A 20,527-nucleotide genomic window follows, 5' to 3' on the forward strand; every position below is an offset into this window, starting at 1 on the left:
CACGGAACGGGCCAGGTCTGCCCAAGGCCTCACCCGAAGAGGAAGAAGGCCAGTGTCACCAAAGGCAGGTAGGTCAGGAACGCCACCAGGAGGAAGCCGAGGATGTCCTTGAACTCCAGGCGCGCCACGCCGAGCAACGGCAGGGCCCAGAAGGGCTGGATGAGGTCGGTGGCCATGTCACCCCAGGCGTACGCGAGCACCACCTTCTCCGGCGCGACGCCCAGCGTCTTCGCGGCGTCGAGGAGGTAGGGCGCTTCGATGGCCCACTTGGAGCCGCCGGAGGGGACGAAGTAGTTCACCACGCCGCTGTAGAGATAGACGATGGCGGGGAACGTCTCCTTCGTGGAGAGCGAGACGAAGAGCTCGCCGATGCGGTCCGTCAGGCCGGTGACCTTGAAGATGCCGTAGATGCCGGCGTACAGGGGGAATTGGAGGACGATGCCGTGCAGCACGCCGGCGGCCTCCTCGCTGGCCTTGAGCAGCCGCGCGGGCGTGCCGTGCAGCAGCACCGCCGTCACGAGGAAGGTGAAGTTGACCACGTTGAGGTTGAGCGCGCGCCAGCCTCCGTTCATCCACAGGTGGCGTCCCAGCCACAACAGGCCCAGGCCGCCGAAGATGAGGTTGAGCAGGCGCGAGTGGTCCATCCAGAGAGCGGGGCTCTTCTCCGCGGGGCGCTCGGGCGGGACGAAGTCCGCGAGCTTCTCCAGCACGGCGGGGTCCACGCGCACCGTGTTCTCGGGCTTGGGGTGCAGGGCCCAGGCGAGCAGCGTCAGGCCGGCGACGACGACGACGGTGAGGCCGACGTTGAAGGGGGAGAAGAGCGTCCGGTCGATGGGGAGCACGCCGATGCTCTTCTCCAGGAAGTGGCCGGGCGTGGCGACGAGCAGCGGCGCGGAGGCGGACAGGCCCGCGTGCCACGTGGCGCCGAGGCCGAAGTACGCGCACGCGACGAGCAGCCGGTAGTCCACGTCCGGCCGGCGGCGCACCATGAAGCGCACCAGCATGGCGCTGGCGACGAGGGACAGGCCCCAGTTGATGTACGCGAGGCCCATGGAGACGAAGGCCATCAGCGTCACCGCGCCGCGCGGAGACTTCGCGAGCCCGGCTACGCGCTCGAGCAGCGCGCGTACCGGGCGGGTGAGGGCGAGCAGGTAGCCGGTGAACATCACCAGCGCCATCTGCATGGAGAAGGTGAGCAACTCCCAGAAGCCGCTGCCCCACGCGTCGAGGACCTTGGGCGGCGCCGCGCCCGCCCAGCCCATGGCGAGGCCCATGGTGAGCAGGCTGAGCAGCACGGCGATGGCGAAGGCGCTGGGCACGAAGCGCGCGGAGAAACGGCCGAGTCCTTCTGCGATGCGGACGAGGGTCTCCACGCGGCGGACGCTCCTGTGCGGTACCGGCCCTGGAATGGGCAGGGGAGGGCAGTTCTACACTCGGGGGCTTCAGCCGCGAAGAATGGCGACGGGCCTGGCTCGGCGCTCAAGTCAGCTCATCCACGAGCAGGGCGAGGAAGCACGAGCCCACGTCGCCGTGGTCCTCGGGCCCCAGGCCTCTATCGTGGTCGAAGAGACGCAGCTCGCCGGTGACGGGGTGGAAGACGTAGAAACTCGCGAGCCCCACGTCGATGGGCGCGCACAGCTCGGGCGAGTAGTCGAAGACCAGCATGGGCTCGGGGACGCCCGCGTCTGGGGAGGAAGAAGCGCTCCGGAAGCAGGGCTCGAACCTGCGTCCAGCCGGAAATCGAGCCGGCCGCTCTACCACTGAGCTATTCCGGAGCCTTCACATGGTGACGCGCGCGGGCGGGCCGGTCAATCCCTCGGCTTGAGCGGCTTGCCGGAGAACCACCCCGCCTTCCTGAGCGCCAGGGCCAGCTCGGGGTGCGCAACAGTCACTCCGTGCACCAGCTCCGGCGTCAGCGTGAAGGGGACTGCGTGGCGCATCCTGGGCGGCGTCGTCCAGCCCTTCGCCGCCGGGTCCACGCCGTGCTTCCGGCAGGCACGCTCCACGTCGGCGCGCGTGCACGTCGCGTGGCCGGTGAGCACCTCCCACGGTGCCGGTAGCTCGGCCCAGACGGCCGTGTCGGGCTCGAGCGAGCCTCCGGACTCGCGATGCCAGAAGGCGACGTCCGCGGCCATCAGTCGCATGACCTTGCCCAGGCAGAAGGTGTCCACCATCTCCTCCATGCCGAGCACGTGGGCGAGGCCCAGCCAGCCCTGACGGGCCGCGTTCCAGGCCCCGGCCGAGGCATTCCAGGTGCTCGAGTCGTCGCCGCGCTTCACAATCATCGTCTCGCGGTTGAAGTGACTCTTCTCCCACGTCACCCGCAGCAGGTCCGCGATGTCGTGGAGGACGGACAGCCAGGTGGCGAAGAGCGCCAGCTTGTCCGCGTCGTGAAGGTGCCTGACGACAAGAATGTCCGGCATCACGTGGGCAATGGCTCGCCACCCCTCCGCGCGGGGCTGCTGCTTGAAGCGCTTCAGGAGCATCTCGCCAATCTCGTCGAAGGCGCGGTCCTGGCTCGTGTTGGTGAAGACGCTCCGGCGGTTCCGCCGCGCGGTGAAGTACGCGATGAAGCACGCGGCGTCGCGCGAGGCCGAGAAATCCGCCCAGGAAATCTTCGTGGCCAGGCTCGACTTGGAGATGCGCGTGGCCTCGTACTTGCGCTGCTCGAAGCGGTACGTCTCCAGCTTCCGCTCGAAGCGCGCCAGGAAGCGGAAGAGCTTGTTGTAGCGCCGCCGCGAGAGCTCCAGCCCGGCGCGCTTGCGGGCCTCGCGGGTGAGCCGGTCACTCTTGAAGTCGCTCTTCGTGAGCTCCTTGCGGATTTCACCTCCGAGGTGCTGCACGAAGGCGCTCACCTTGTCCACGTCGGCGCAGTCCTCGTCCGAGAGGGGCACGGCTGTGGTGAACAACTCCACGGCCTTGCGCGCCTGGCGGGCGGGAGGAACGGGGCGCTGGAAGTCCCGCGCCATGGAGGTGAACTGGAGCACGTCCTGCTTCAGCGAACCCCGTGTTGCCTTTTGCAGGACGTCCAGCTCCGCCGGGGACAGCTCCGGGCCGAGCTCGGCGAGGACGAGCTCCGCGACATCTTCCGGGCGCAGACGCCTCTGGAGGGAGTCGTACAGGGCTCGCAGTGTCGAGGACATGGGGCCCACTGTAGCCCTGTTCCCCGAGCCGGTGAGCAGCGGTGTGGAGCGAGCGCCGCTCACACCGCCGCCGTACGCCGCGCCGCCGTGATGCTCAGCGCCCGCTGCCTCCGTAGGCGCGCACCTGCGAGTCCAGTTGCTGCCACTTCGCCTGCGACTGGCGCTGCTGTTGGAGCAGGGATTCCACCTCCTGCTGCTGCTGTGCGGCCTCGCTCCGCGCCTTCGACAGCGCGTTGTCGAAGTCCTCGGCCTTGAGCTTCTCGGCCCGGGTGTCTCCGCTGTTGACGAGCGCCTGGTACTCCGTCCTCGACAACTCCGCGTCCGCCACCGCCAGCTCGCGGGTGCGCATCTTCTCCATGGCCTCCCGCGTCTTCACCACCTGCTTGCGGTAGTCGAGCTCAGCCAGGGCCGCCTGGTGCTCCAGCTCCGCCGCCTGCTGCCCCTGCTGCGCCTGGGCAACGCCCTTGTTCTGGCCCATGTTGCTCGCGGCCGCCACCGCTGCCTTCTCCGCGTCCACGCGGGTCTTCGCGGCCTTCTCGTTCTTCTCCGCCACGCTCAGCTCGCGCTTCGCGTCCTCCAGCGACACCCTGGCGCGCGTCGTCTCGTCCTGTGCCTTGTTTTGCGTGAGCCGTGCCACGTGCACCGGCTCCATCTGCTCCGGAGGGACGCGTGCCAACCAGGATTCATCCACCTTCGTGTTGGCACGTCCCGAGCTGCATCCTCCCAGCAGCAGTGTCGCCCCCAGCAGTCCCGCGAGGACCCGATGCCCACCCGCTTGGACCATGTCTTCCTCCCATGCCGTGTGTCCTGTTTCACGGTAGGCATGTGATGGACGCCGGACACCACCTCGCGAGCTCGCACGCTCGTGGGCACCGTGCGCCCGCAGGCCCGCTCCCGTGTGTCCCCGCATGCGCGGCCAGCCGCTCGCTCACACGCGCGCTTCGTGCAGCGGCTGCGCGGCCAGCACCGGCAGCGAGACGTGGAACGTGGAGCCGTGCCCCAGCTCGCTCTCCATCCAGATGTGGCCGCCGTGCCGCTCGACGATGTCGCGGCAGATGTAGAGCCCCAGCCCCAGGCCTCCGAAGCCAGACACCGGCGCGTTGCGCGCGCGGAAGAAGCGCTCGAAGAGGTGCGCCTGCTCCTCCTTCGGAATCCCGATGCCGGAGTCCGCCACCGTGATGACGGCAGCGCCTCCGGCGTGCGTGAGCGACACGCGCACCTCGCCGCCCGTCGGGCTGTACTTCAGCGCGTTCTCCAGCAGGTTCGTCAGCACCTGCGCCAGCCGGCCCCGGTCGCCCAGGACGCGTACGTCCTCGTCGGGGGCGTCATACGTGAGCACATGGGGCTCGCTGACCGTGAGGAAGTCGGAGAACACCTCGCGCACCAGCTCCGGCAGGGACATGGGCATGCGCTGCAGCTCCATCCGCCCCGCGCCCACGCAGGAGGCGTCCAGCAGGTCGTTCACCAGCGCCGACAGCCGGCGCACCTGGCCCAGCGCCTTGTCCACGCGCTGGGGCGTGACGGGCTGGTCCGCCTCCAGGGCTTGCTTCAACATCTGGAGGTTGAGGCGCAGCGGCGTCAGCGGCGTCTTCAGCTCGTGCGAGGCGATGGAGAGGAAGTCGTCGCGCACCTGGATGGCCTCGTGCGCGTCTCGCAGCAGTTGCTCGCGCTCCTGCTCCGCTTGTACGCGCGGGGAGATGTCCCGGAAGCTCCAGACGCGGCCGGTGACGACGCCGCGCTGCCGCTGGGGCAGCGAATAACGCTCCATGATGCGCCCGTCGCGCAGCTCGATGACGTCGAAGCTCTCCGCATCCGGCGTGGAATACACCTCGCGCACGCGCGCCATGAAGGCGTCCGGGTCCTTCACCTTGGCACGCACTGAATCGAGGAGGGGGGCGTCCGGCGAGCCCACCCGCGTCCCGTCCAGCCCCCATATCTGGTGGAACCGCTTGTTGGACGCGAGCACGCGCCCATCGAGTGCCACCACCAGCAGCCCATCCGCCGTCGAGTCGAGCGTGGCCTCCAGCAGTGACACCGCCTGCTCCAGGTGCTCCTGCGTCCGGCGCTGCGCGGTGACGTCCACCATGATGCCGCGCAGCCGCCGGGGCCTGCCGTCCTCGCCGGGCAATACCGTGACGATGTCCCGCAGCCAGACGACACGCCCGTCCGCCGCGAGCATCCGGTACTCCAGCTCGTGGGGCAGGCACTGCTCCGCCGCCTCGCGGCAGTGGCTGGCCGCCCACTCCCGGTCGTCCGGATGCAGGTGCTTCAGCCAGAAGCCCTGCTCGTACCAGCACCGCACCGGATACCCGAGCAACCGCTCCGCCTGCCTGCTCACGAGCGTGAAGCAGAAGGAGGGGTCGGCCTCCCAGACGATGCCGTCGACGCTGTCGATGAGCGCCTCGTGCTCACGCCAGGCGCGCGACAGCTCCCGCGCCGTCTCCTGGAGGTCCGGGGCTCCAGCCGAAGGCGTGCTCGCCGGGTCTGGCTGGATGTCTGCCATCGCGCTCCTCCATGAACCAACATTTCATCGGTCCGGGGAACGCCGCAGGGCCCGGCTTCACGGGCGGCGCCCCGAGGCCCAGGCGGCCAGCGGGGCGCGTGCGCCCGTGCGCGTGCACCGCGCTACGGACACTCGTCGGTCAGCGTCAGGTCCTCCACCCACGTCCAGGCGGCGCCCTCCAGGCGGCGGAAGATGCGGAACGTCTCGTTGAGGTCGTCCACGCAGCTGCTGTAGGCGAGCTGCTCGCCCGCCTTCGTGAAGACGCGTGTGTTGGCCATGCAACCGTCCACCAGCGTCTTCAGCGACGCGTCGTCCATGTCCCCGCCCTGGGTGAGGCGCTGCTTCAGCGCCTCGGTCAGCTCCGCGGGCGGCGCGCCGGTGGCGGGCGTGAAGCCCGCGGGCACCTCCACGAAGAGGGTGCCCTTCGGCGTCTTCTTCTTGAGCTTCCCCACCACGGTGGACTTCGACAGCCACGCCATGGGGTGGCTGCCGCAGCCCTCCAGCTTCGGCACCGCCGGCTTCGTGGGCTTCTTCGCGAGTGCGAAGGAGGGGAGCGCCTCCGGCCCCTGGAGGAAGAAGAAGGAGTGGCCCTGCGCGCCCTTCCAGTCGCGCTCCAGCTTCAGGAAGGTGGCGGCGGCGAGCCGGGGCTGCGTCACCTTGCCGGTGGGAAAGAGGGCGGCGGCGCCAGGCACCGCGTGGAGCTTTCCGTCCACGACGATGACGAGCTCGGCGTGGGAGGGAAGCGACGGGAGGCAGAGGGCGGCTGCGGCGAGGAGGGCTCTTCTCATGGAGGGGCCGCGCCCACCTGGGGGCGACGTTTCGGGTTCAATAGGGCGGCGCGGCAGGGGCGTTTTACGGTATGAGCGGCCATCATGTCCTCTTCCGAGCAGCCCGCGCGAACGGACGCGCGTGTCTCCACGGGTGTGCCAGGGCTCGACTCCGTGCTGGGCGGCGGCCTCGTGCCGTCCGCCGTCTACATCGTCGTGGGTGAGCCCGGCGCGGGGAAGACGCTCCTCGCCAACCAGCTCTGCTACCACCAGGCGCGCGGAGGTGCGCGCTGCCTCTACGTCACGCTGCTGGCCGAGTCGCACTCCCGCATGCTGTCCAACATGCGCGACATGGCGTTCTTCGACTCCGCGCTGCTGCCCGAGGGCGTCTACTACGTCAGCGGCTTCCGCACCCTGGAGGAGCAGGGGCTGCCGGGCCTGCTGGAGCTCCTGCGGCGCGAGGTGCGCAACCACAACGCGAGCATCCTCGTGCTGGACGGGCTGGTGCAGGCGCAGGAGGCGGCCGGCAGCAACCGCGACTTCAAGAAGTTCATCCACGAGCTGCAGGTCGCCGCGGGCCTGGCGCGCTTCACCTCGCTGATGCTCACCAGCGATGGCCCCACCGTGCACCCGGAGTACACCATGGTGGACGGCATCCTGGAGCTGCGCGAGCGCACCGCGGGCGTGCGCTCGTGGCGCGAGCTGCAGGTGCGCAAGTTCCGCGGCAGCCCCACGCTGGCCGGCGTCCACAGCTTCCGGATTACAAGCGCGGGCCTGGAGGTGTTCCCCCGCCTGGAGGCGCGCGTGCGCCGCGCGCCGCCGCCGGACCCGGGCGCCCACCGCGTCCACTTCGGCATCCACTCGCTGGACGCGCTCTTCCCGGAGGGGCTGGCCGCGGGCTCCACCTCGCTCGTGCTCGGTCCTCCCGGGGTCGGCAAGACGATGATGGGCAGCAGCCTGCTCGCCGAGGGACTGAAGCAGGGCGAGCCCTGCCTCCTCATGGGCTTCTACGAGCCACCCAACCGGCTGCTCAACAAGGCGGCGTCCGCGGGAATCGACCTGAGGAGCGCGGTGGACGACGGGCGGCTGAACATCATCTGGCAGCCCCCCGCCGAGTGCATCCTCGACGTGCTCGCGGACCAGCTCCTGTCGGACGTGCGCAAGCGCAAGGTGAAGCGCGTCTTCGTGGACGGCCTGAGCGCCATGAGCCAGTCCACGCCGGAGACGTCGCGCATGGCGTCCTTCTTCGCGGCGCTCACCCAGGAGCTGCGCTGCGAGGGCACCACCACCCTCTTCGGCCTGGAGACGCCGCGGCTCTTCGGCCCGGTGCTGGACGTGCCGCTGGAGACGGGCCCGTCCGCGGTGGCGGAGAACCTCTTCTTCCTGCGCCACGTCGAGCTCGAGGGCCGCCTGCGCAGGCTGCTGTCCATCTTCAAGCTCCGGGACACCGACTACGACCCCACCCTGCGCGAGTTCGTCATCTCGCGTCAGGGTATCGAGGTATTGCCTCCCTTCAGCGTCGCCGTGGACACCCTGCTGACTGGCCTTGCCCGGCATCCGGGCGGTGGCCATTCCTGAACGAACCGCGAGGAGCAACCCCGCCCGTATGGAGACGGTCCTGGTGGTGGATGACGAGCAGGGCATCCTGGAAGCCCTGGCGGACCTTCTCCGTGAGGAGGGCTACCGCGTCGTGGCGGCCTCTCATGGCCGTGAAGCGCTGGAGCGCATGGCGGAGCTCCGCCCCGACCTCGTCCTCACCGACTGGATGATGCCGGTGCTGGACGGGCCGGCCCTCATCGCGCGCATCCGCGCCGAGCCGGCGTACCAGCGCGTGTCCCTGCTGGGGATGAGCGCCGTGGACGTGACGGTGCTGCGCCGGCAGTACCCGGACGTGCCCTTCCTGCAGAAACCCTTCGACATCGGCACGCTGCTGAAGCAGGTCCGCAAGGCCCTGGATTCGAAGCAGCGCTGAGAGGTCCCATGTTCCACCTGCTCAAGCTCGGCCCCGTGCCCCTCAGCCAGGGCACCACCCAGGTGTACCTGCGCATCTCCGACACGGGCGAGCCGTCCGCGCCCGTCTTCGAGGCGGACGACGAGGCGGGTGTGCGGGCCCTGCTGGAGGGCGTGGACGTGGAGGACGTGCGCTGCGAGCCGGACCTGGCGGAGGCCGGGGCGGCGCTCGGGGTGCAGGTGGCGGAGCCTCCGCAGGCGGCGCTCTCGTCGCGCGCGGCGATTGCGACGTTCCTCGCGTGGGGGCAGCGGGGGTTGTCCGGGCTCGGCTCGGACAAGGCGCTGCTCTTCGTGCAGGCGGCCACGGAGTACTGGGATGCGCGGCCGTGGACGCACTGGGATGACAGCCAGGCCTTCGAGATAGTGGTCTCCGGGCCGCTGACGCACACCTTCGAGGGCTGCGTGTTCCACACCGGGGACGGGCGCGCGGGACTGGCGCTGTACTTCAAGCCGGGCGCGCTGCAGATGCTGATGGAGATGCAGGCGCGAGGGCAGGGGGATGCGGCCACGCAGCTTCCCGCCATCGCCGTCACGCTGGACACGACTCCCGCGTACGCGGTGGAGGCGCTGTCCGCCGCCGGCCGCGTGCCCCGCCTGCCCATGCCGCTGAAGACGGGGCCGGACGGCATCAGCGTGCCCAACCCCACCGAGGCGGTGCTGCTGGTGGCCACGCTGCGCGCCGTGGCGCGGTTGTCACCGGCGCAGCAGGAGGTGCTGAGCACGGTGGTGGCCGGTGAGGCCCAGATGGAGGTTCGTGTTCGCGCCCCCGCCCCGCGTGTTCGTCACTGAGGGTGGCTGAGCCGCGGCTCGCGTGGAGCGCGACGTGGGCGGGCTTCTCCGCGGGGGCATGGTGTGCGCGGAGAAGAAGACGGCCGGCGTTGCCCGCGAGATTGCGCGCTGGGAGAAGTGCCCTTCGAGGTTGATGACGCATCGCAGATGACGCTCTGCGTATGCGGGAGCACGTCCTCGCGCGTCATCCCCCGCCCGCGGTGCACGTCAGCGCATGGCCGCGGTACCCGGTGACGAGGGTGAACGGCTGCGGGAATTAGTTGTCACCGTCGTTGTTGCTTTCAGAATCACGGCGGCCGTTGCAACCTGCGAGTCGGTGACCGCTTGCGCCATGACATAGCGCGGCAGATTTCACTCGGATTGTAGTGTTTTCAAGCTTTCCAAGGCTGAGTCTCGCATGGTAGAGCCTGTGCGCCGCGACCGAAACTTAGGAGGGGGGGCGGTGCGTCATGCAAACAATTAACTTCGGGCCTCCTCCTCGCGAGGGAAGTCGAATGTCGACGCAAAGCAATCCTCAAGGCCTCCATGCGCAAGTGAAGGCATGGCTTTACTCCCGAGATTTTGATGGTACGCCCGTGGGCGCGCGTAATCAGCTTCGGGAGCAGGTGGAGCTCCTGGGGCGGAATGCCTTTCAGGGGGGCGACGAGGCCGCGCTGACGGAGGCGCACCGTGTTCTGTATGCCATCAACATGGCGCAGCTCACCGCGCCCTGGGAGGTGGAGCGCCTCAATGTGGGGGACCTGCTATTTACCCAGCTCAAGGGAATCCTGGAGAAGTGTTGGCACCAGGCATCCCTGAAGAAGTACGAGCCCATCCTCAAGTCGTTGCCGCCGGCCTCTGAGTTCCGGGAGTGGGTGACGAAGACGGTCCGCTCCCACCCGTCCAACGTCACGCACCCCATGTTCGCGTTCCTGCGCGACAAGGCCACCTTCGAGCAGATGCGTGAGTTCTTCCTCCAGGAGACGCCGCTCGAGGTGCTCTTCGGTGACATCATCGCGTTGATGCTGCCGGGCGTGTATGGCGGCATCAAGCTGGAGCTGGCGAAGAACTTCTGGGATGAGGTCGGCCACGCGCAGGACCCCCGGGTCCACCGCAACATGCGCTTCAACCTCATGGACTTCCTGGACCTGCCCAAGGATGTCTATACGGAGCGGATGGATCTGCTGGTGCGCGAGGAGTTGGCGCTCGTCAACATGTACATGAGCATGGCGACGAACCGCTCCCGGCTCACGGAAATCCTCGGGGCGCTCCTGGCGACCGAGACGATGATTCCCGGCCGCTTCGAGTGGCAGATTGAAGGCTGGCGCCGGCTGGGGGTGGACGACAAGCCGCTGGCGTACCTCCTGGAGCACACCACCGTCGACGTGGAGCATGCCAACGCCTGGATGGGCGAAATCATCGTCCCGCTGCTGGCTCGCAACCCGGGAGCCATGCCGGAGCTCGTCCTGGGCATCATGCTCCGGCTGGATACCGCGGGCGCCGTCGTCGACAAGCTCTATTCCCGGATTCAGGGCATCAAGGAGGCCTCTGTCGGTCCCTACCGGGGTGCCCACAAGGTCCCCTGATGGTAGGGGGATGACCCAGCCACCGTTGTCTCACGCGGGATGACGCGGCGGCCAGGTCTGTCATGGGCCTGGCCGTCCGTTCCCGCCATTCTCAGGCGAGCCCTGCTCGCATCTTGTTTTGTCCGAGGATTAGAAATTGCCATACGTCAACATCCAGCTCACCGGGGACAAGCTCGCCACGGAGCAGAAGCTGGAGCTCATCCAGCGCATCACCCAGGTCTTCGTGGACGTGTTGCAGAAGGACCCCGGGACTACGTTTATTGTCATTCAAGAAATCGAGCCGGAGAACTGGGGCGTCCACGGAACGAGTGTGGCGTTGCGGCGCGCGGCCCGGGCCCGTGGTGAGAAGCTCTAGGCGTCCGCCTTCCCGGGCGTGAGGTGGGGAATGACACAACCAGAATCCAGAGCGGTTGAGCTCGCGGCCGAGGGCGGTCGCGAATGGCCTGTGCTCGGCTCCCAGGCCAGCCATCTGCTTCCCAAGGAGGCCTGGCAGCAGGTGCGTGCGCTGCACAAGGCCCGGCCCTGGCGCAGCGTGTTGCTCTACGCGACAGTCTATGCGGCCATCGGGCTTGCCATCGCGGCGGAGGCCTACTTCCGCCATCCCCTGGTGACGCTCCTCGCCATCGTCTTCATCGCGGGGCGGCAGCACTCGCTGTACATCCTGAACCACGATGCCAGCCACTACGGCCTCTTTCTCTCCCACAAGGCCAACGTCGGCATCGGCACCGTGCTGTCGAACCTGGTGATGTTCCATCACCCGGAGGCCTGGTCCTTCGTCCAGTGGAGACGGGTGCACCTGCTGCATCACCGCAACCTGTTCACCCCGGAGGACCCCAACTGGCTCGGGCGGCAGCTTCGCGGGGACACCACGCGCCCGTACTCGCCGGGACGTCTGGTGTGGACCTGCGTCAGGGCGGGGCTCTTGAGCGTGCTCGAGTTCTTCCGGGGGCGTCAGGACTACGTACCGCCCAAGGGGGACGTCACCATCAAGTGGCGGGACAACCACCTGCGGGCCTTGTTCCTCCCGTTCCGGGATGACCCGGAGATGGAGCGGGAGCGGCGCATCAAGCTGGTCTTCTTCGCTGTCGCGCTTGGCGCCGTGGCGTACTTCGACCTGTGGCGCCCCTTCCTGCTGCTGTGGATACTCCCGATGTACACCGTCTACCCCATGATTCTCACGCTCATGGACCTGACCGAGCACCGGTGGACGCTGGAGTCGGACGACCTCAATGTCAACGCGCGGTCGACCCGGCTGGGACTGCTCCCGCGCCTGTTCATCAGCTACCTGCCGCGCACGCTGCACCGGGAGCACCACGTGTTCCCGGGCGTCGTCGCGGTGGACCTCCCCCTCCTGAGCGCGCTCCTGTGCAAGGCGGGACTGTCCCCCGAGCCCGCCAGGGGCCTGCGAGCCCTCTACCGTGAGCTCGCGCGAATGGCCGCGGACGCGGGCGAGGCCGCTCGGCCCGGCGCTCCTTCCGGGCCCTCTTCCGTCGTCCCAGAGCCTTCCTCCACCCGGTGAACCCCATGCCACTCGAGAGCAAGTCCTCCGCCCCCGCCGCGTTCAAGGTCCACGTCGTCAACTCGGGATGTGAGGGGTTGTTCACCAATGCCTTCGCCGTCGAGACGCCGCGCTCGGTCGTCGCCATCGACGCGATGATGCGGGTCTCCGACGCGCGGGCGTTCCGGGCGATGATTGACTCCATCGGCAAGCCGCTCGTCGCCCTGCTCATCACCCACGGGCACCCGGACCACTACAACGGCGCGCACGAGGTCACCGCGGGCCTGGATGTGCCCATGATTGCCACGAAGGGCGTGGACCAGGTCATCCGGCGCATCGACGACGCCAAGGAGAAGCAGTGGAAGCCCGTGTTCGGCGCCGACTGGCCGGCGAAGCGGCGGTTTCCCAACCGGTTCGTCAAGGACGGCGAGACGCTCTCCTTCGATGGCGTCCCCTTCACCGTGGGGGAGGTGGGCGAGGGCGAGTCCCACTGGGACAGCTACTGGGTGGTGGGCTCGGACGCGCCCGTGGCCTTCCTGGGAGACATCATCTTCAACGGCGTCCACTCGTTCATGAACGACGGGCACTCGGCCCTGTGGTTGAAGAACCTGGACATCCTCGAGAAGAAGCTCGCCGCGTGCCGCACCCTCTATTCGGGACATGGCGAGGGCGCCGCTCCGAAGGAGCGCCTGGAGACCCAGCGCCGCTACCTGCACGCCTACCGCGAGGCGGTGCGCAAGCTCGCCAAGGGACGCCCCACCCTGGATGACGAGGCGAAGGCGGAGCTCACCCGGGTCATGAAGGCGCACCTGCCCACGGACTACCTGGAGTCGTTCATCACCGCCGGTGCCAACGCGGTCGCGGCCGAGCTGGCCAAGGCCGACGAGGCGCATCCATGACGGAGTCCGGCGACTCGCGAGGCCGCTCGGACAGCGCTGCCATGTCCGCCGCCGAGTTTCGTGCCCTGGGGCATCAGCTCGTGGACCAGCTGGGGGACTACCTCGCGGGGCTGCGCGAGCAGCCCATCCGCTCGGAACAGGCCGCCCCCCGGATTCGGGAGTTGCTGGACGCCGACCCATTTCCCGAGGACGGGACGGCGTCCGCGCAGGTGCTGGAGCGGGCCTTCTCCCTCCTCAGCCAGAACGCCGTCTCCACGGCCCACCCTCGCTTCTGGGCCTACATCATGGGGGCCCCCAGCCCGCTGGGGGCGCTGGCGGACCTGCTTGCCTCGGTCGTCAATCCGCCCGTCACCAGCTACCCCACCTGCGCCATCACCGTGGCCATGGAGGCGCAGACGGTGCGCTGGCTCGCGCGGCTGGTGGGCTTTCCCACCGACTGCGGCGGGGTGTTCCTGGGCGGTGGTTCCCTGGCCAACCTGGTCGCGGTGCGCGCGGCGCTGCACGCCAGGGCCGGCTGGGACGTACGGAGCCAGGGCGTGACGGGCAGCGCGGGGGAGCAGCTGTGTCTCTACGCGAGCGGAGAGTCACACACGAGCATCCAGTCCGCCGTCAACATCTGTGGGCTCGGCGCCAGGGCGCTCCGCAAGGTGGACACGGAGCGTGACGGGCGCATGCGCGTCGCGGAGCTGGAGCAGCGAATCCAGGCGGACGTGCGAGCCGGCCTCAAGCCGTTCATGGTCGTCGCGACGGCGGGCACCACGGGCACCGGTGCGGTGGACCCGCTGCCCGAGATTGCCGCCGTCTGTCAGCGGTACGGGCTCTGGTTCCACGTGGATGGCGCCTACGGCGGGTTCGCGGTGCTGTCGCCGGACGCGCCCCCGGAGCTGCAGGCCCTCCGCCTGGCGGATTCGCTGGTCATCGACCCTCACAAGTGGATGTACATCCCCGCCGACGTCGGGTGCCTGCTGACCAGGGACCGGCGCGTGCTGTACGACACGTTCCACCAGGGGGCGGCCTACTACGCGAGCAGCGAGGAGCAGGCCCTCCTGGGGGGCCCGGAGACTCTCCAGCTCCGGGACCTGGGCCCGCAGACGACGCGCAGCCTGCGCGCGCTCAAGGTCCGCCTGTGTCTGCAACGCGAGGGCAGGTCCGGCTATGCGCGGATGATTGGAGATGACATCCGGCTCGCCCGCCACCTTCATGCCCGCGTCCAGGAGGAGCCGGAGCTCCAGGCCATGACGCAGGGGCTGAGCATCACCACGTTCCGCTATGTGCCCGCGGACCTCGCGGCGGGCGCGGCGGAGCACCGCGACTACCTCAACACGCTGAACAAGAAGCTCCTCCAGCGGTTGCAGCGCAGTGGCGCCGCCTATCCCTCGCATACCGAGGTGGACGGGATGGCCGTCCTTCGGGTCTGCATCGTGAACAACAGCACCACCCTCGCCGACATCGAAAGCCTCCCGGCGATGGTGAGGCAGCTGGGGGCCGAGCTCGATGCGGAGCTGCGGCCCGGACGGCCCCGGCGCGAGGTCGCCTGAGTGGGCGGCGCTCCGCGCCGCTATCGGCCGGGTGCCGGGGCCTCGTCGTCCAGGCCCACGGTGTTCTCACACAGATAGATGCGGCCTCGCGCCCGGTTGGAGGCGTCCAGGACGCCTTCCATGAGGCCGAAGGCGTTGTTCAGCCAGGCGTAGTCCGGGTCGGCGCTGCGGAACATGACGGAGGCGGTGCAGACGCGCGCCGCGTCGGCGGCTCTCAGGAGCGAGACGCCATTCATTTCCACGAAGACCTTGGTGTCCGCCCGGGTGGTGAGCACGCCCTTGAGCGCGGGGAGGTTCACATTGTCGGGCCGCTTCACCGGCGCGTTCAAGAACCGCACGGCGCCCGCGAGCCGCTCGCCGGTGAAGGCACCCTCGACAATCGAGAGGTATTGGCCGCCCGAGCCAAAGTCCAGGTACTCCAACCACGTGTAGCTCAGCTCGAACTCGGCGAGCGCAGTGAGTCGCACAGGTGCTCCTTGACGGATGGGGAGACAGTCCTACCGGGGGCCGTGGTTCGCCATCCACGTCTCGTGGATGTGCAGCCAATGGACTCCGCCAGGCGCCTCCGCCGCGCGGAACAACACGGAGGCATACCTGCCCGTCGTCTGCCCACCGGACTTCCGCCACTCGATGTAGCTCACCAGTGCGACATCGTCGCGAGACCACACCGGGGCGAAATTGTCGATGGTGATTTCCATGTCTGGTTTGGAGCCGTGGGCCTGGAGGAGCCGGCCCAGCAGCACGGCCTTCTCCTCGGCCACACCGCCGGGGGCGACGAGGACGCACTGGGGACCGAGTGCGTCCCCCATGCGCGAGGCCTCCGCGGTGGAGCGGGGATTCGCCCCCCGCAGCCACGCTTCGAGCACGCGGTGGAATTCAATGACCTCCCGCTGGCTGAGTTCGACGATGCCTGACATGGCTTGATGCGCTCCGCTGGCTGACGTGTTGCGTCGGGTGGGACTGCGCTGAGCCGGCTCAGGCGGCGTCTGTCTTGCGCGGCTTGGGGGCCGCCGTGGGCACCAGTTCCTGGCCCGGCGGAGGGAAGCGGTGCCGGAAGTCGAAGGCCTCGGCGGATGGCCCCTCGCGCTGGAGCTGCTCCAGCCGCTCCTTGGCCTCCGCGACCGTGGGCTGGTGCCCGGCGGGGACCCACCAGAGCACGTAGGGCGGCCCCTCGACCGGGAGGAACCACTTGCGGCGCTCACGGAAGGGCACGACGTGCTCGCTCCGGTAGACGAAGTCGAAGAGCGTCTCGATGGACGTCCACGTGGACATGTTCAGCAGGATGAGCGGGTTGTCGAACCCGCGCACGCCCGTGGCATTGCCTTCGCCCGTCTGGAGGCGCCAGACGAACCCGGGCGAGCGGTCCGCCAGCTCATTCACCGGGCGGAGCTGCGCGACAAAGTCTTGCATCAATGGATGATCAAGAGGCTCGCGGGCGAGCGAAATCGCTAGCTGAGCAAGGTGGTAATTGCCAGTCGTCATCGAAAATTTCCTGATGCCTCAAAAGGGGCCGCGACTATATCCAGCTGATACTTCGGGGCAATGCTTTCAATGACGCTGCGTGTGGTGTTGCGTCATTGTCTTTCTTGAGGTCGCACGCAAGACCGACGCGGGCCGTCATGCCCCGGGTCTGGCGGTGGAGTGCGCCTGCCCGGATTCGGTGGCGCTCCCGTCACAACAGCACGCACTGTCCGCTTCGACAGCTGAGCAGTCCGGGGCAGAGCTCGCCGGTGCCGCAGCGGCAGCCCCCGTTGCCGCAGTTGTCGGCCTTGTTCGTCTGGGTGCAGTCGGTGCAGTCGGCCCCGTTGATGCCGCAGGCGCCCACCGTGTTGCCGTTGCGGCAGGAGGCGCCGTCGCAGCAGCCGGCGCAGGTGTCCGGGTCGCAGACGCAGGTGTCCCCCTCGCAGCGCTCACCCTCGCCGCATGGCGTGCCCCGGGTGCCGCACGAGCAGGCCCCGCCCGCGGTGCACTGGTTGGCGCGGCCGTCGGCGACGCAGTCGACACACGCCACGCCGCTGCCTCCGCAGGCGCGCGCCGACGTGGCGGGCACGCACCCGCCACCCGGCTGGACGCAGGTGGTGCAGGTGCCGCCGCCCGCGTCCGGGAGCCCCGCGTCCGGCGTTCCCCCGTCGTCGCCTCCAGCGTCCGGCAGTCCCGCGTCGTCTCCGCCGTCCGACGTGCCTCCGTCCGACGTGCCCCCGTCGGAGGTGCCACCGTCAGGCAGGGGGCCGGGGTCGTCAGGCAGGCGGGACAGTGTCACCCGGAGCTCCACCTCTTCGCCCTTGCGCGGCGTGGCCTCCACGCGGGCGCGGGCGAAGGGCACGCCCTGGGCGAGCGCGTCGACCTGGAGCTCGAAGGGAACGTCGGACGGAGTGTTGAAGCGCAGGCGCAGCGTCTGCTCTCCAGTGAAGGGCGTGCCCTCCTGCTCGGGGCGGCGCTCGGGGCCGAAGAAGGGCTCGCCGTCGCGCAGGCCGAGGACTTCCAGCTGCGTGGCACCGTCCGCGCCTTCGACGCGCAGGAAGAGGGATGTGTCGCCGTCGCTGCACGACACAGCGGCGGTGAGGAGCAGCGCGAAGAGGACCCGGCTGGCGCGGCTCATGGCACCGTCACCGTGCCCAGGTTGGCGCGCGGCTCACTGGAGCGCGTGAGCAGCACCGCGGTGGTGGCGCCGACGGCGACGACGCCCACGCCCGCCCAGAACCAGCGGCTGCGCAGGAAGGCGGGGCCGGAAGGCCTGGGCTCCGTGGACTGCTGCTCGGGCGTCAGGGGCACGGCGAGCGGCGTGGTGGGGCGGGACTTCTGCTCCAGCTCGGCCTGCTTCGCCTCCATCTGCTGGATGAGCTGGTTGACGAGCGGCGCGTCCGGCGACCCCGGGTCCAGCGCGAGATAGCGGCGGTAGAAGAACGCGGCGCGCTCGTACTGGCCGAGCTGCCGGTGGCACTGGCCGATGTTGAAGAGCAGCGCGGGCTCCGGCACGAGGCGGTACGCCTCCGAGTAGCCGCTCAGCGCGTCGTTGAAGTTGCCGAGGTCGTACTCGCGCTGCGCACTGTCGAAGAGCGCTCGCGCCTGGGCCCTGAGGTCCTCCTTCTTGCCCGGGGGGCCCGGCTTCGGCGGCTCGGCGGATGCAGTGGCGGCGAGCAGGAGCAGGGCGACGGGCAGCCAGCTACTTCTGGAACGGATTGAGGAGGCCATCGGTGGACTGGAGTCTAGCGCCTCGCTTCGGTGGCTTGCCTCCTGTCGTGGCCTTGTTCGGAGCCAATGTCACGTCGACGTGGGCGCCCGGCTCGGGCCTCGCCGTGGCCTGCGCCGGACGGTAGCCGCGCAGCTCGAAGCGCAGGTCGCGTGGCGCGGACACGGAGAGCTGGAGCGGGGTGACGCCGAGTGTCTCGCCCGTGTCGTCTTGAATCACCTTCGCACCGGAGGGCGTCGAGCGGACTTCGAGGACGACCTCGGTTGGCGTGGGCGCTTCGAGCGGTGTCGCGACGGGCTGCGCCACCTCCACGAGTGGCTCCACCTGCTTCCTGTCCCCGGTGGTGACCACCGGTGAGGTCACCGGAACGCTCGGTGCTTCCCCGCGCGACCACACCATGGCGCCCGGAATGGCGAGCAGTGCCGCGCCCGCGACCGCGAGCCACGGCCACCGGCGCTTGCGCGACGCGGGCTCCATCACCCGAGCCAGCACGGGCAGCGGAGTCGGCGTTGTCACCTCCACCGACGACTGCGCGGGCACGAGCGCCGGAGCTGAAGCACCCACCGCCAGCTGCGTCGAGCCCGCCACCGGCGTGACGACCGCCGGTACCACGAGCGGAATGGGCCCGTGCGCGAACGGCCGCAGTGCTGCCGCGAGCGCGTCCATCGAAGCGAAGCGGTCCTCCGGCGCCTTCTCCAGACAGCGCAGCACCACGGCCGCGAGCTCGGGCGGAATCGGCTCTCCCGCGGGCGTCGTCTCCGGCAGCGGCGGAGGAGGCTTCACGATGAGGTCCACCGCCCACGTGCCCAGGTTCGTCGGCTCGAAGGGACGCTTCCCGGTGAGCAATTCGTACAGCACCGTGCCCACCGCGTAGAGGTCCGCGCGCCCATCCACCTCCAGGCCCGATGCCTGCTCCGGCGCCATGTAGCCCGGCGTGCCAATCACCGCGCCCGCGAACGTCTCAGGATTCTTCGCCAGCCGCCCGCTCGTCAGCTTCGCCACGCCGAAGTCGAGCACCTTCACGAAGTCCGGCTCATTGCCTCGCGCCGTGATGAAGACGTTGTCCGGCTTGATGTCCCGGTGCACGACGCCCGTCCGGTGCGCCGCCCCGAGCGCCGCGCAGAGCTGCTCGACGATGCGCACCGACCGCCGCACGGAGAGCGCCTCTCGCTCCAGTAGCGCGCGCAGGCTGACGCCCTGGAGCAACTCCAGCACGCAGTAGATGCGCGGAATCGCCTGCGCGGGAGCGGGCTCCTCCACGAAGTCGAAAATCTCCACGATGTTCTCGTGGTTGATGGCGTTGACCGCCCGCGCCTCCTGGAAGAAGCGCTGCACCAGCGAGTGGTCCACCACGTGCTGCGGCTTCAGAATCTTCAGCGCCACCCGCTTGTCCAGCCGCACGTGCCGGGCCTCGTACACCACGCCCATGGCGCCTTCGCCGAGGACGCGCTCGAGCTGGTAGTTGCCGAGCACCTCACCCAGGTTGGCCACCGGGCTCGTACCGGCCGGCCGTGGCGGAGGCACCGGTGTCTCCGGAGGAGGCGGCGTGCGGAACCACGTCGCCTCCATTCCACCGGACTCCACCGCCGAGCGCAGCGCCTTCCGCGCCTCTTCCAGATCCGCGAACCGCGCCTCCGGCTCCGCGTCCAGGCAGCGGAAGAGCGGCGCGTTCAGGGACGCCAGCTCACCCTCCAGTGGCTGCGGCGGTGTCCCCGGAGGCTGTCCCGACGCGGCCTCGTAGAGCAGCGCCCCGAGCTGCCGGACGCGCTCTCTCGGGGCCGCGGGCGCGACGCCCGCACCGGGCACCAGGGACGCGGACAGCCGCGCCAGCCCCTCCTCCAGCACCACCCGGTCCGCCGTCAGCGCGCTGCCCGCGGGCGCAGCCGCCTGCTCCAGGAAGACGCTCAGCGGCTCGACGAGCTCCAGCACCTCGCGCGCGGAGAGCCGGCCGATACCTCGCAGGTATGCACCCAGCGTGTGAGCCGGCTGCGGCGTGGGGGGCTCGGTGGGCGCGTCTTGGGGCGTGGGCCCATCGCGCCGGGCACCCGATGCGTCTTCGGTCGATGCCATGTGCTGACAACGTCATTGTGAAGCCGCGCTGCCCCGTCGTGCAAGCCGCTGTCATCTGGCGGACGGTGCACATGCGGGGGGTGGGTAGCCAACCCGACGAGCGAGGTCCTAGCTTGGGGGCCGCGTGGGCCGGTGGCGCCTGGAGGCAACATGGAGACCCTTTCCCGCTCCGTCTACGACAGCGCCCTGAACCGCCAGCTCACGCTCCTGCGCGAGGTGCTGGCCTCACGGACACTGGACGCGGAGGCGGTGGAGGCCCTGGAGTCGCTGGCGCGACGGCTCGTGGATCGCAGCCAGCGCCTGCGCACGCTCGGGCAGATGCTGAAGGGGACGCCTCCGCCGATGCACGCCCCCGTCGAGCCCGTCACGCCCGCGTACATCAAGGCCACCGTGGAGCGCTCCGACGAGGAGCTTCTTCAGGAGCTGCCCCGCCTCATTGAGCGGCTGCGCGCGAAGGGGTCCTGAAGACCCTCCCTCCGCTGAATCGCGCCGATGTCCGCTGCCGGACATTGAGGCTCCGCACTGTCGGCTGGTGACCAGGCGGCACTGTCCGGG

The 20,527-nt window shown here is 69.4% G+C and carries 21 protein-coding genes and 1 tRNA gene; 9 read left to right on the plus strand and 13 right to left on the minus strand.

The window, feature by feature from the left end:
* Positions 1 to 29: 29 nt before the first annotated feature.
* From ACVTJA_RS05305 to ACVTJA_RS05335, 7 genes are all read right to left on the minus strand, one after another.
* On the minus strand, positions 30 to 1,373 hold the full coding sequence (locus ACVTJA_RS05305; RefSeq protein ID WP_465834332.1) for a short-chain fatty acid transporter: 1,344 nt from the start codon (positions 1,371 to 1,373) through the stop codon (positions 30 to 32).
* A gap of 106 nt (positions 1,374 to 1,479) precedes the next feature.
* A complete protein-coding gene (locus ACVTJA_RS05310; protein WP_465834334.1) occupies positions 1,480 to 1,665 on the minus strand; it encodes a hypothetical protein in 186 nt (61 codons plus the stop codon).
* Positions 1,666 to 1,702: 37 nt separating this feature from the next.
* A tRNA-OTHER gene (locus ACVTJA_RS05315) sits at positions 1,703 to 1,775 on the minus strand.
* Positions 1,776 to 1,808: 33 nt separating this feature from the next.
* Positions 1,809 to 3,143, minus strand: coding sequence for a hypothetical protein (locus ACVTJA_RS05320; RefSeq protein ID WP_465834335.1), 1,335 nt, complete (start codon positions 3,141 to 3,143; stop codon positions 1,809 to 1,811).
* A 94-nt stretch (positions 3,144 to 3,237) separates the two neighbouring features.
* A complete protein-coding gene (locus ACVTJA_RS05325; RefSeq protein WP_465834337.1) occupies positions 3,238 to 3,927 on the minus strand; it encodes a hypothetical protein in 690 nt (229 codons plus the stop codon).
* A gap of 144 nt (positions 3,928 to 4,071) precedes the next feature.
* Positions 4,072 to 5,646: an ATP-binding protein gene (locus ACVTJA_RS05330; RefSeq protein WP_465834339.1), complete on the minus strand. Its 1,575-nt coding sequence runs from the start codon at positions 5,644 to 5,646 to the stop codon at positions 4,072 to 4,074.
* A 122-nt stretch (positions 5,647 to 5,768) separates the two neighbouring features.
* Positions 5,769 to 6,434, minus strand: a complete 666-nt coding sequence (locus ACVTJA_RS05335; RefSeq protein WP_465834341.1) for a hypothetical protein — start codon at positions 6,432 to 6,434, stop codon at positions 5,769 to 5,771.
* Between the two features lie 84 nt (positions 6,435 to 6,518).
* On the opposite strand from ACVTJA_RS05335, the gene ACVTJA_RS05340 reads away from it, so the two are divergent.
* From ACVTJA_RS05340 to ACVTJA_RS05375, 8 genes are all read left to right on the plus strand, one after another.
* Positions 6,519 to 7,991, plus strand: a complete 1,473-nt coding sequence (locus ACVTJA_RS05340) for a DUF7125 family protein (RefSeq protein WP_465834343.1) — start codon at positions 6,519 to 6,521, stop codon at positions 7,989 to 7,991.
* Positions 7,992 to 8,019: 28 nt separating this feature from the next.
* On the plus strand, positions 8,020 to 8,385 hold the full coding sequence (locus tag ACVTJA_RS05345) for a response regulator (protein ID WP_465834345.1): 366 nt from the start codon (positions 8,020 to 8,022) through the stop codon (positions 8,383 to 8,385).
* 8 nt (positions 8,386 to 8,393) lie between these two features.
* Positions 8,394 to 9,212, plus strand: a complete 819-nt coding sequence (locus tag ACVTJA_RS05350) for a hypothetical protein (RefSeq protein WP_465834346.1) — start codon at positions 8,394 to 8,396, stop codon at positions 9,210 to 9,212.
* A gap of 731 nt (positions 9,213 to 9,943) precedes the next feature.
* The gene (locus tag ACVTJA_RS05355; protein ID WP_465834347.1) at positions 9,944 to 10,777 is read left to right on the plus strand and encodes an iron-containing redox enzyme family protein; all 834 of its coding nucleotides are present in this window, start codon (positions 9,944 to 9,946) and stop codon (positions 10,775 to 10,777) included.
* Positions 10,778 to 10,913: 136 nt separating this feature from the next.
* The gene (locus ACVTJA_RS05360) at positions 10,914 to 11,132 is read left to right on the plus strand and encodes a tautomerase family protein (protein ID WP_465834349.1); all 219 of its coding nucleotides are present in this window, start codon (positions 10,914 to 10,916) and stop codon (positions 11,130 to 11,132) included.
* A 90-nt stretch (positions 11,133 to 11,222) separates the two neighbouring features.
* On the plus strand, positions 11,223 to 12,296 hold the full coding sequence (locus ACVTJA_RS05365; RefSeq protein ID WP_465834351.1) for a fatty acid desaturase family protein: 1,074 nt from the start codon (positions 11,223 to 11,225) through the stop codon (positions 12,294 to 12,296).
* A 5-nt stretch (positions 12,297 to 12,301) separates the two neighbouring features.
* Complete coding sequence (locus tag ACVTJA_RS05370; RefSeq protein WP_465834353.1) at positions 12,302 to 13,174, plus strand: MBL fold metallo-hydrolase; 873 nt, start codon at positions 12,302 to 12,304, stop codon at positions 13,172 to 13,174.
* On the plus strand, positions 13,171 to 14,712 hold the full coding sequence (locus tag ACVTJA_RS05375; protein WP_465834354.1) for a pyridoxal phosphate-dependent decarboxylase family protein: 1,542 nt from the start codon (positions 13,171 to 13,173) through the stop codon (positions 14,710 to 14,712). Before ACVTJA_RS05370 ends, ACVTJA_RS05375 begins: the two co-directional genes overlap by 4 nt.
* 20 nt (positions 14,713 to 14,732) lie before the next feature.
* On the opposite strand, the gene ACVTJA_RS05380 is transcribed toward ACVTJA_RS05375, so the two are convergent.
* The 6 genes from ACVTJA_RS05380 to ACVTJA_RS05405 all read right to left on the minus strand — a co-directional run bounded on the left by ACVTJA_RS05380 (position 14,733) and on the right by ACVTJA_RS05405 (position 19,972).
* Complete coding sequence (locus ACVTJA_RS05380; protein WP_465834356.1) at positions 14,733 to 15,179, minus strand: hypothetical protein; 447 nt, start codon at positions 15,177 to 15,179, stop codon at positions 14,733 to 14,735.
* Between the two features lie 30 nt (positions 15,180 to 15,209).
* Entirely contained in the window at positions 15,210 to 15,629 is a 420-nt protein-coding gene (locus tag ACVTJA_RS05385) for a hypothetical protein (RefSeq protein ID WP_465834358.1), read from the minus strand.
* Positions 15,630 to 15,687: 58 nt separating this feature from the next.
* Positions 15,688 to 16,122: a DUF3291 domain-containing protein gene (locus ACVTJA_RS05390; RefSeq protein ID WP_465834360.1), complete on the minus strand. Its 435-nt coding sequence runs from the start codon at positions 16,120 to 16,122 to the stop codon at positions 15,688 to 15,690.
* Positions 16,123 to 16,384: 262 nt separating this feature from the next.
* Positions 16,385 to 17,311, minus strand: coding sequence for a hypothetical protein (locus ACVTJA_RS05395; RefSeq protein ID WP_465834362.1), 927 nt, complete (start codon positions 17,309 to 17,311; stop codon positions 16,385 to 16,387).
* On the minus strand, positions 17,308 to 17,904 hold the full coding sequence (locus ACVTJA_RS05400) for a tetratricopeptide repeat protein (protein ID WP_465834363.1): 597 nt from the start codon (positions 17,902 to 17,904) through the stop codon (positions 17,308 to 17,310). Before ACVTJA_RS05400 ends, ACVTJA_RS05395 begins: the two co-directional genes overlap by 4 nt.
* Positions 17,876 to 19,972: a serine/threonine-protein kinase gene (locus ACVTJA_RS05405; RefSeq protein WP_465834365.1), complete on the minus strand. Its 2,097-nt coding sequence runs from the start codon at positions 19,970 to 19,972 to the stop codon at positions 17,876 to 17,878. Before ACVTJA_RS05405 ends, ACVTJA_RS05400 begins: the two co-directional genes overlap by 29 nt.
* A gap of 150 nt (positions 19,973 to 20,122) precedes the next feature.
* Between ACVTJA_RS05405 and ACVTJA_RS05410 the strand changes: the two genes are divergently transcribed.
* Positions 20,123 to 20,437 (plus strand): hypothetical protein, encoded by a 315-nt coding sequence (locus ACVTJA_RS05410; protein WP_465834367.1) that lies wholly within the window; start codon positions 20,123 to 20,125, stop codon positions 20,435 to 20,437.
* The last annotated feature ends 90 nt before the right edge of the window (positions 20,438 to 20,527 follow it).

Source organism: Pyxidicoccus sp. M6 (genome assembly GCF_055568925.1).

Excerpts from the sequence above, each read along its gene's own strand:
- ACVTJA_RS05310 (WP_465834334.1), bottom strand. The coding sequence starts at position 1,665 with ATGCTGGTCTTCGACTACTCGCCCGAGCTGTGCGCGCCCATCGACGTG.
- ACVTJA_RS05320 (WP_465834335.1), bottom strand. The coding sequence starts at position 3,143 with ATGTCCTCGACACTGCGAGCCCTGTACGACTCCCTCCAGAGGCGTCTG.
- ACVTJA_RS05325 (WP_465834337.1), bottom strand. The coding sequence starts at position 3,927 with ATGGTCCAAGCGGGTGGGCATCGGGTCCTCGCGGGACTGCTGGGGGCG.
- ACVTJA_RS05330 (WP_465834339.1), bottom strand. The coding sequence starts at position 5,646 with ATGGCAGACATCCAGCCAGACCCGGCGAGCACGCCTTCGGCTGGAGCC.
- ACVTJA_RS05335 (WP_465834341.1), bottom strand. The coding sequence starts at position 6,434 with ATGAGAAGAGCCCTCCTCGCCGCAGCCGCCCTCTGCCTCCCGTCGCTT.
- ACVTJA_RS05340 (WP_465834343.1), top strand. The coding sequence starts at position 6,519 with ATGTCCTCTTCCGAGCAGCCCGCGCGAACGGACGCGCGTGTCTCCACG.
- ACVTJA_RS05345 (WP_465834345.1), top strand. The coding sequence starts at position 8,020 with ATGGAGACGGTCCTGGTGGTGGATGACGAGCAGGGCATCCTGGAAGCC.
- ACVTJA_RS05350 (WP_465834346.1), top strand. The coding sequence starts at position 8,394 with ATGTTCCACCTGCTCAAGCTCGGCCCCGTGCCCCTCAGCCAGGGCACC.
- ACVTJA_RS05370 (WP_465834353.1), top strand. The coding sequence starts at position 12,302 with ATGCCACTCGAGAGCAAGTCCTCCGCCCCCGCCGCGTTCAAGGTCCAC.
- ACVTJA_RS05375 (WP_465834354.1), top strand. The coding sequence starts at position 13,171 with ATGACGGAGTCCGGCGACTCGCGAGGCCGCTCGGACAGCGCTGCCATG.
- ACVTJA_RS05385 (WP_465834358.1), bottom strand. The coding sequence starts at position 15,629 with ATGTCAGGCATCGTCGAACTCAGCCAGCGGGAGGTCATTGAATTCCAC.
- ACVTJA_RS05390 (WP_465834360.1), bottom strand. The coding sequence starts at position 16,122 with ATGCAAGACTTTGTCGCGCAGCTCCGCCCGGTGAATGAGCTGGCGGAC.
- ACVTJA_RS05395 (WP_465834362.1), bottom strand. The coding sequence starts at position 17,311 with ATGAGCCGCGCCAGCCGGGTCCTCTTCGCGCTGCTCCTCACCGCCGCT.
- ACVTJA_RS05400 (WP_465834363.1), bottom strand. The coding sequence starts at position 17,904 with ATGGCCTCCTCAATCCGTTCCAGAAGTAGCTGGCTGCCCGTCGCCCTG.
- ACVTJA_RS05405 (WP_465834365.1), bottom strand. The coding sequence starts at position 19,972 with ATGGCATCGACCGAAGACGCATCGGGTGCCCGGCGCGATGGGCCCACG.
- ACVTJA_RS05410 (WP_465834367.1), top strand. The coding sequence starts at position 20,123 with ATGGAGACCCTTTCCCGCTCCGTCTACGACAGCGCCCTGAACCGCCAG.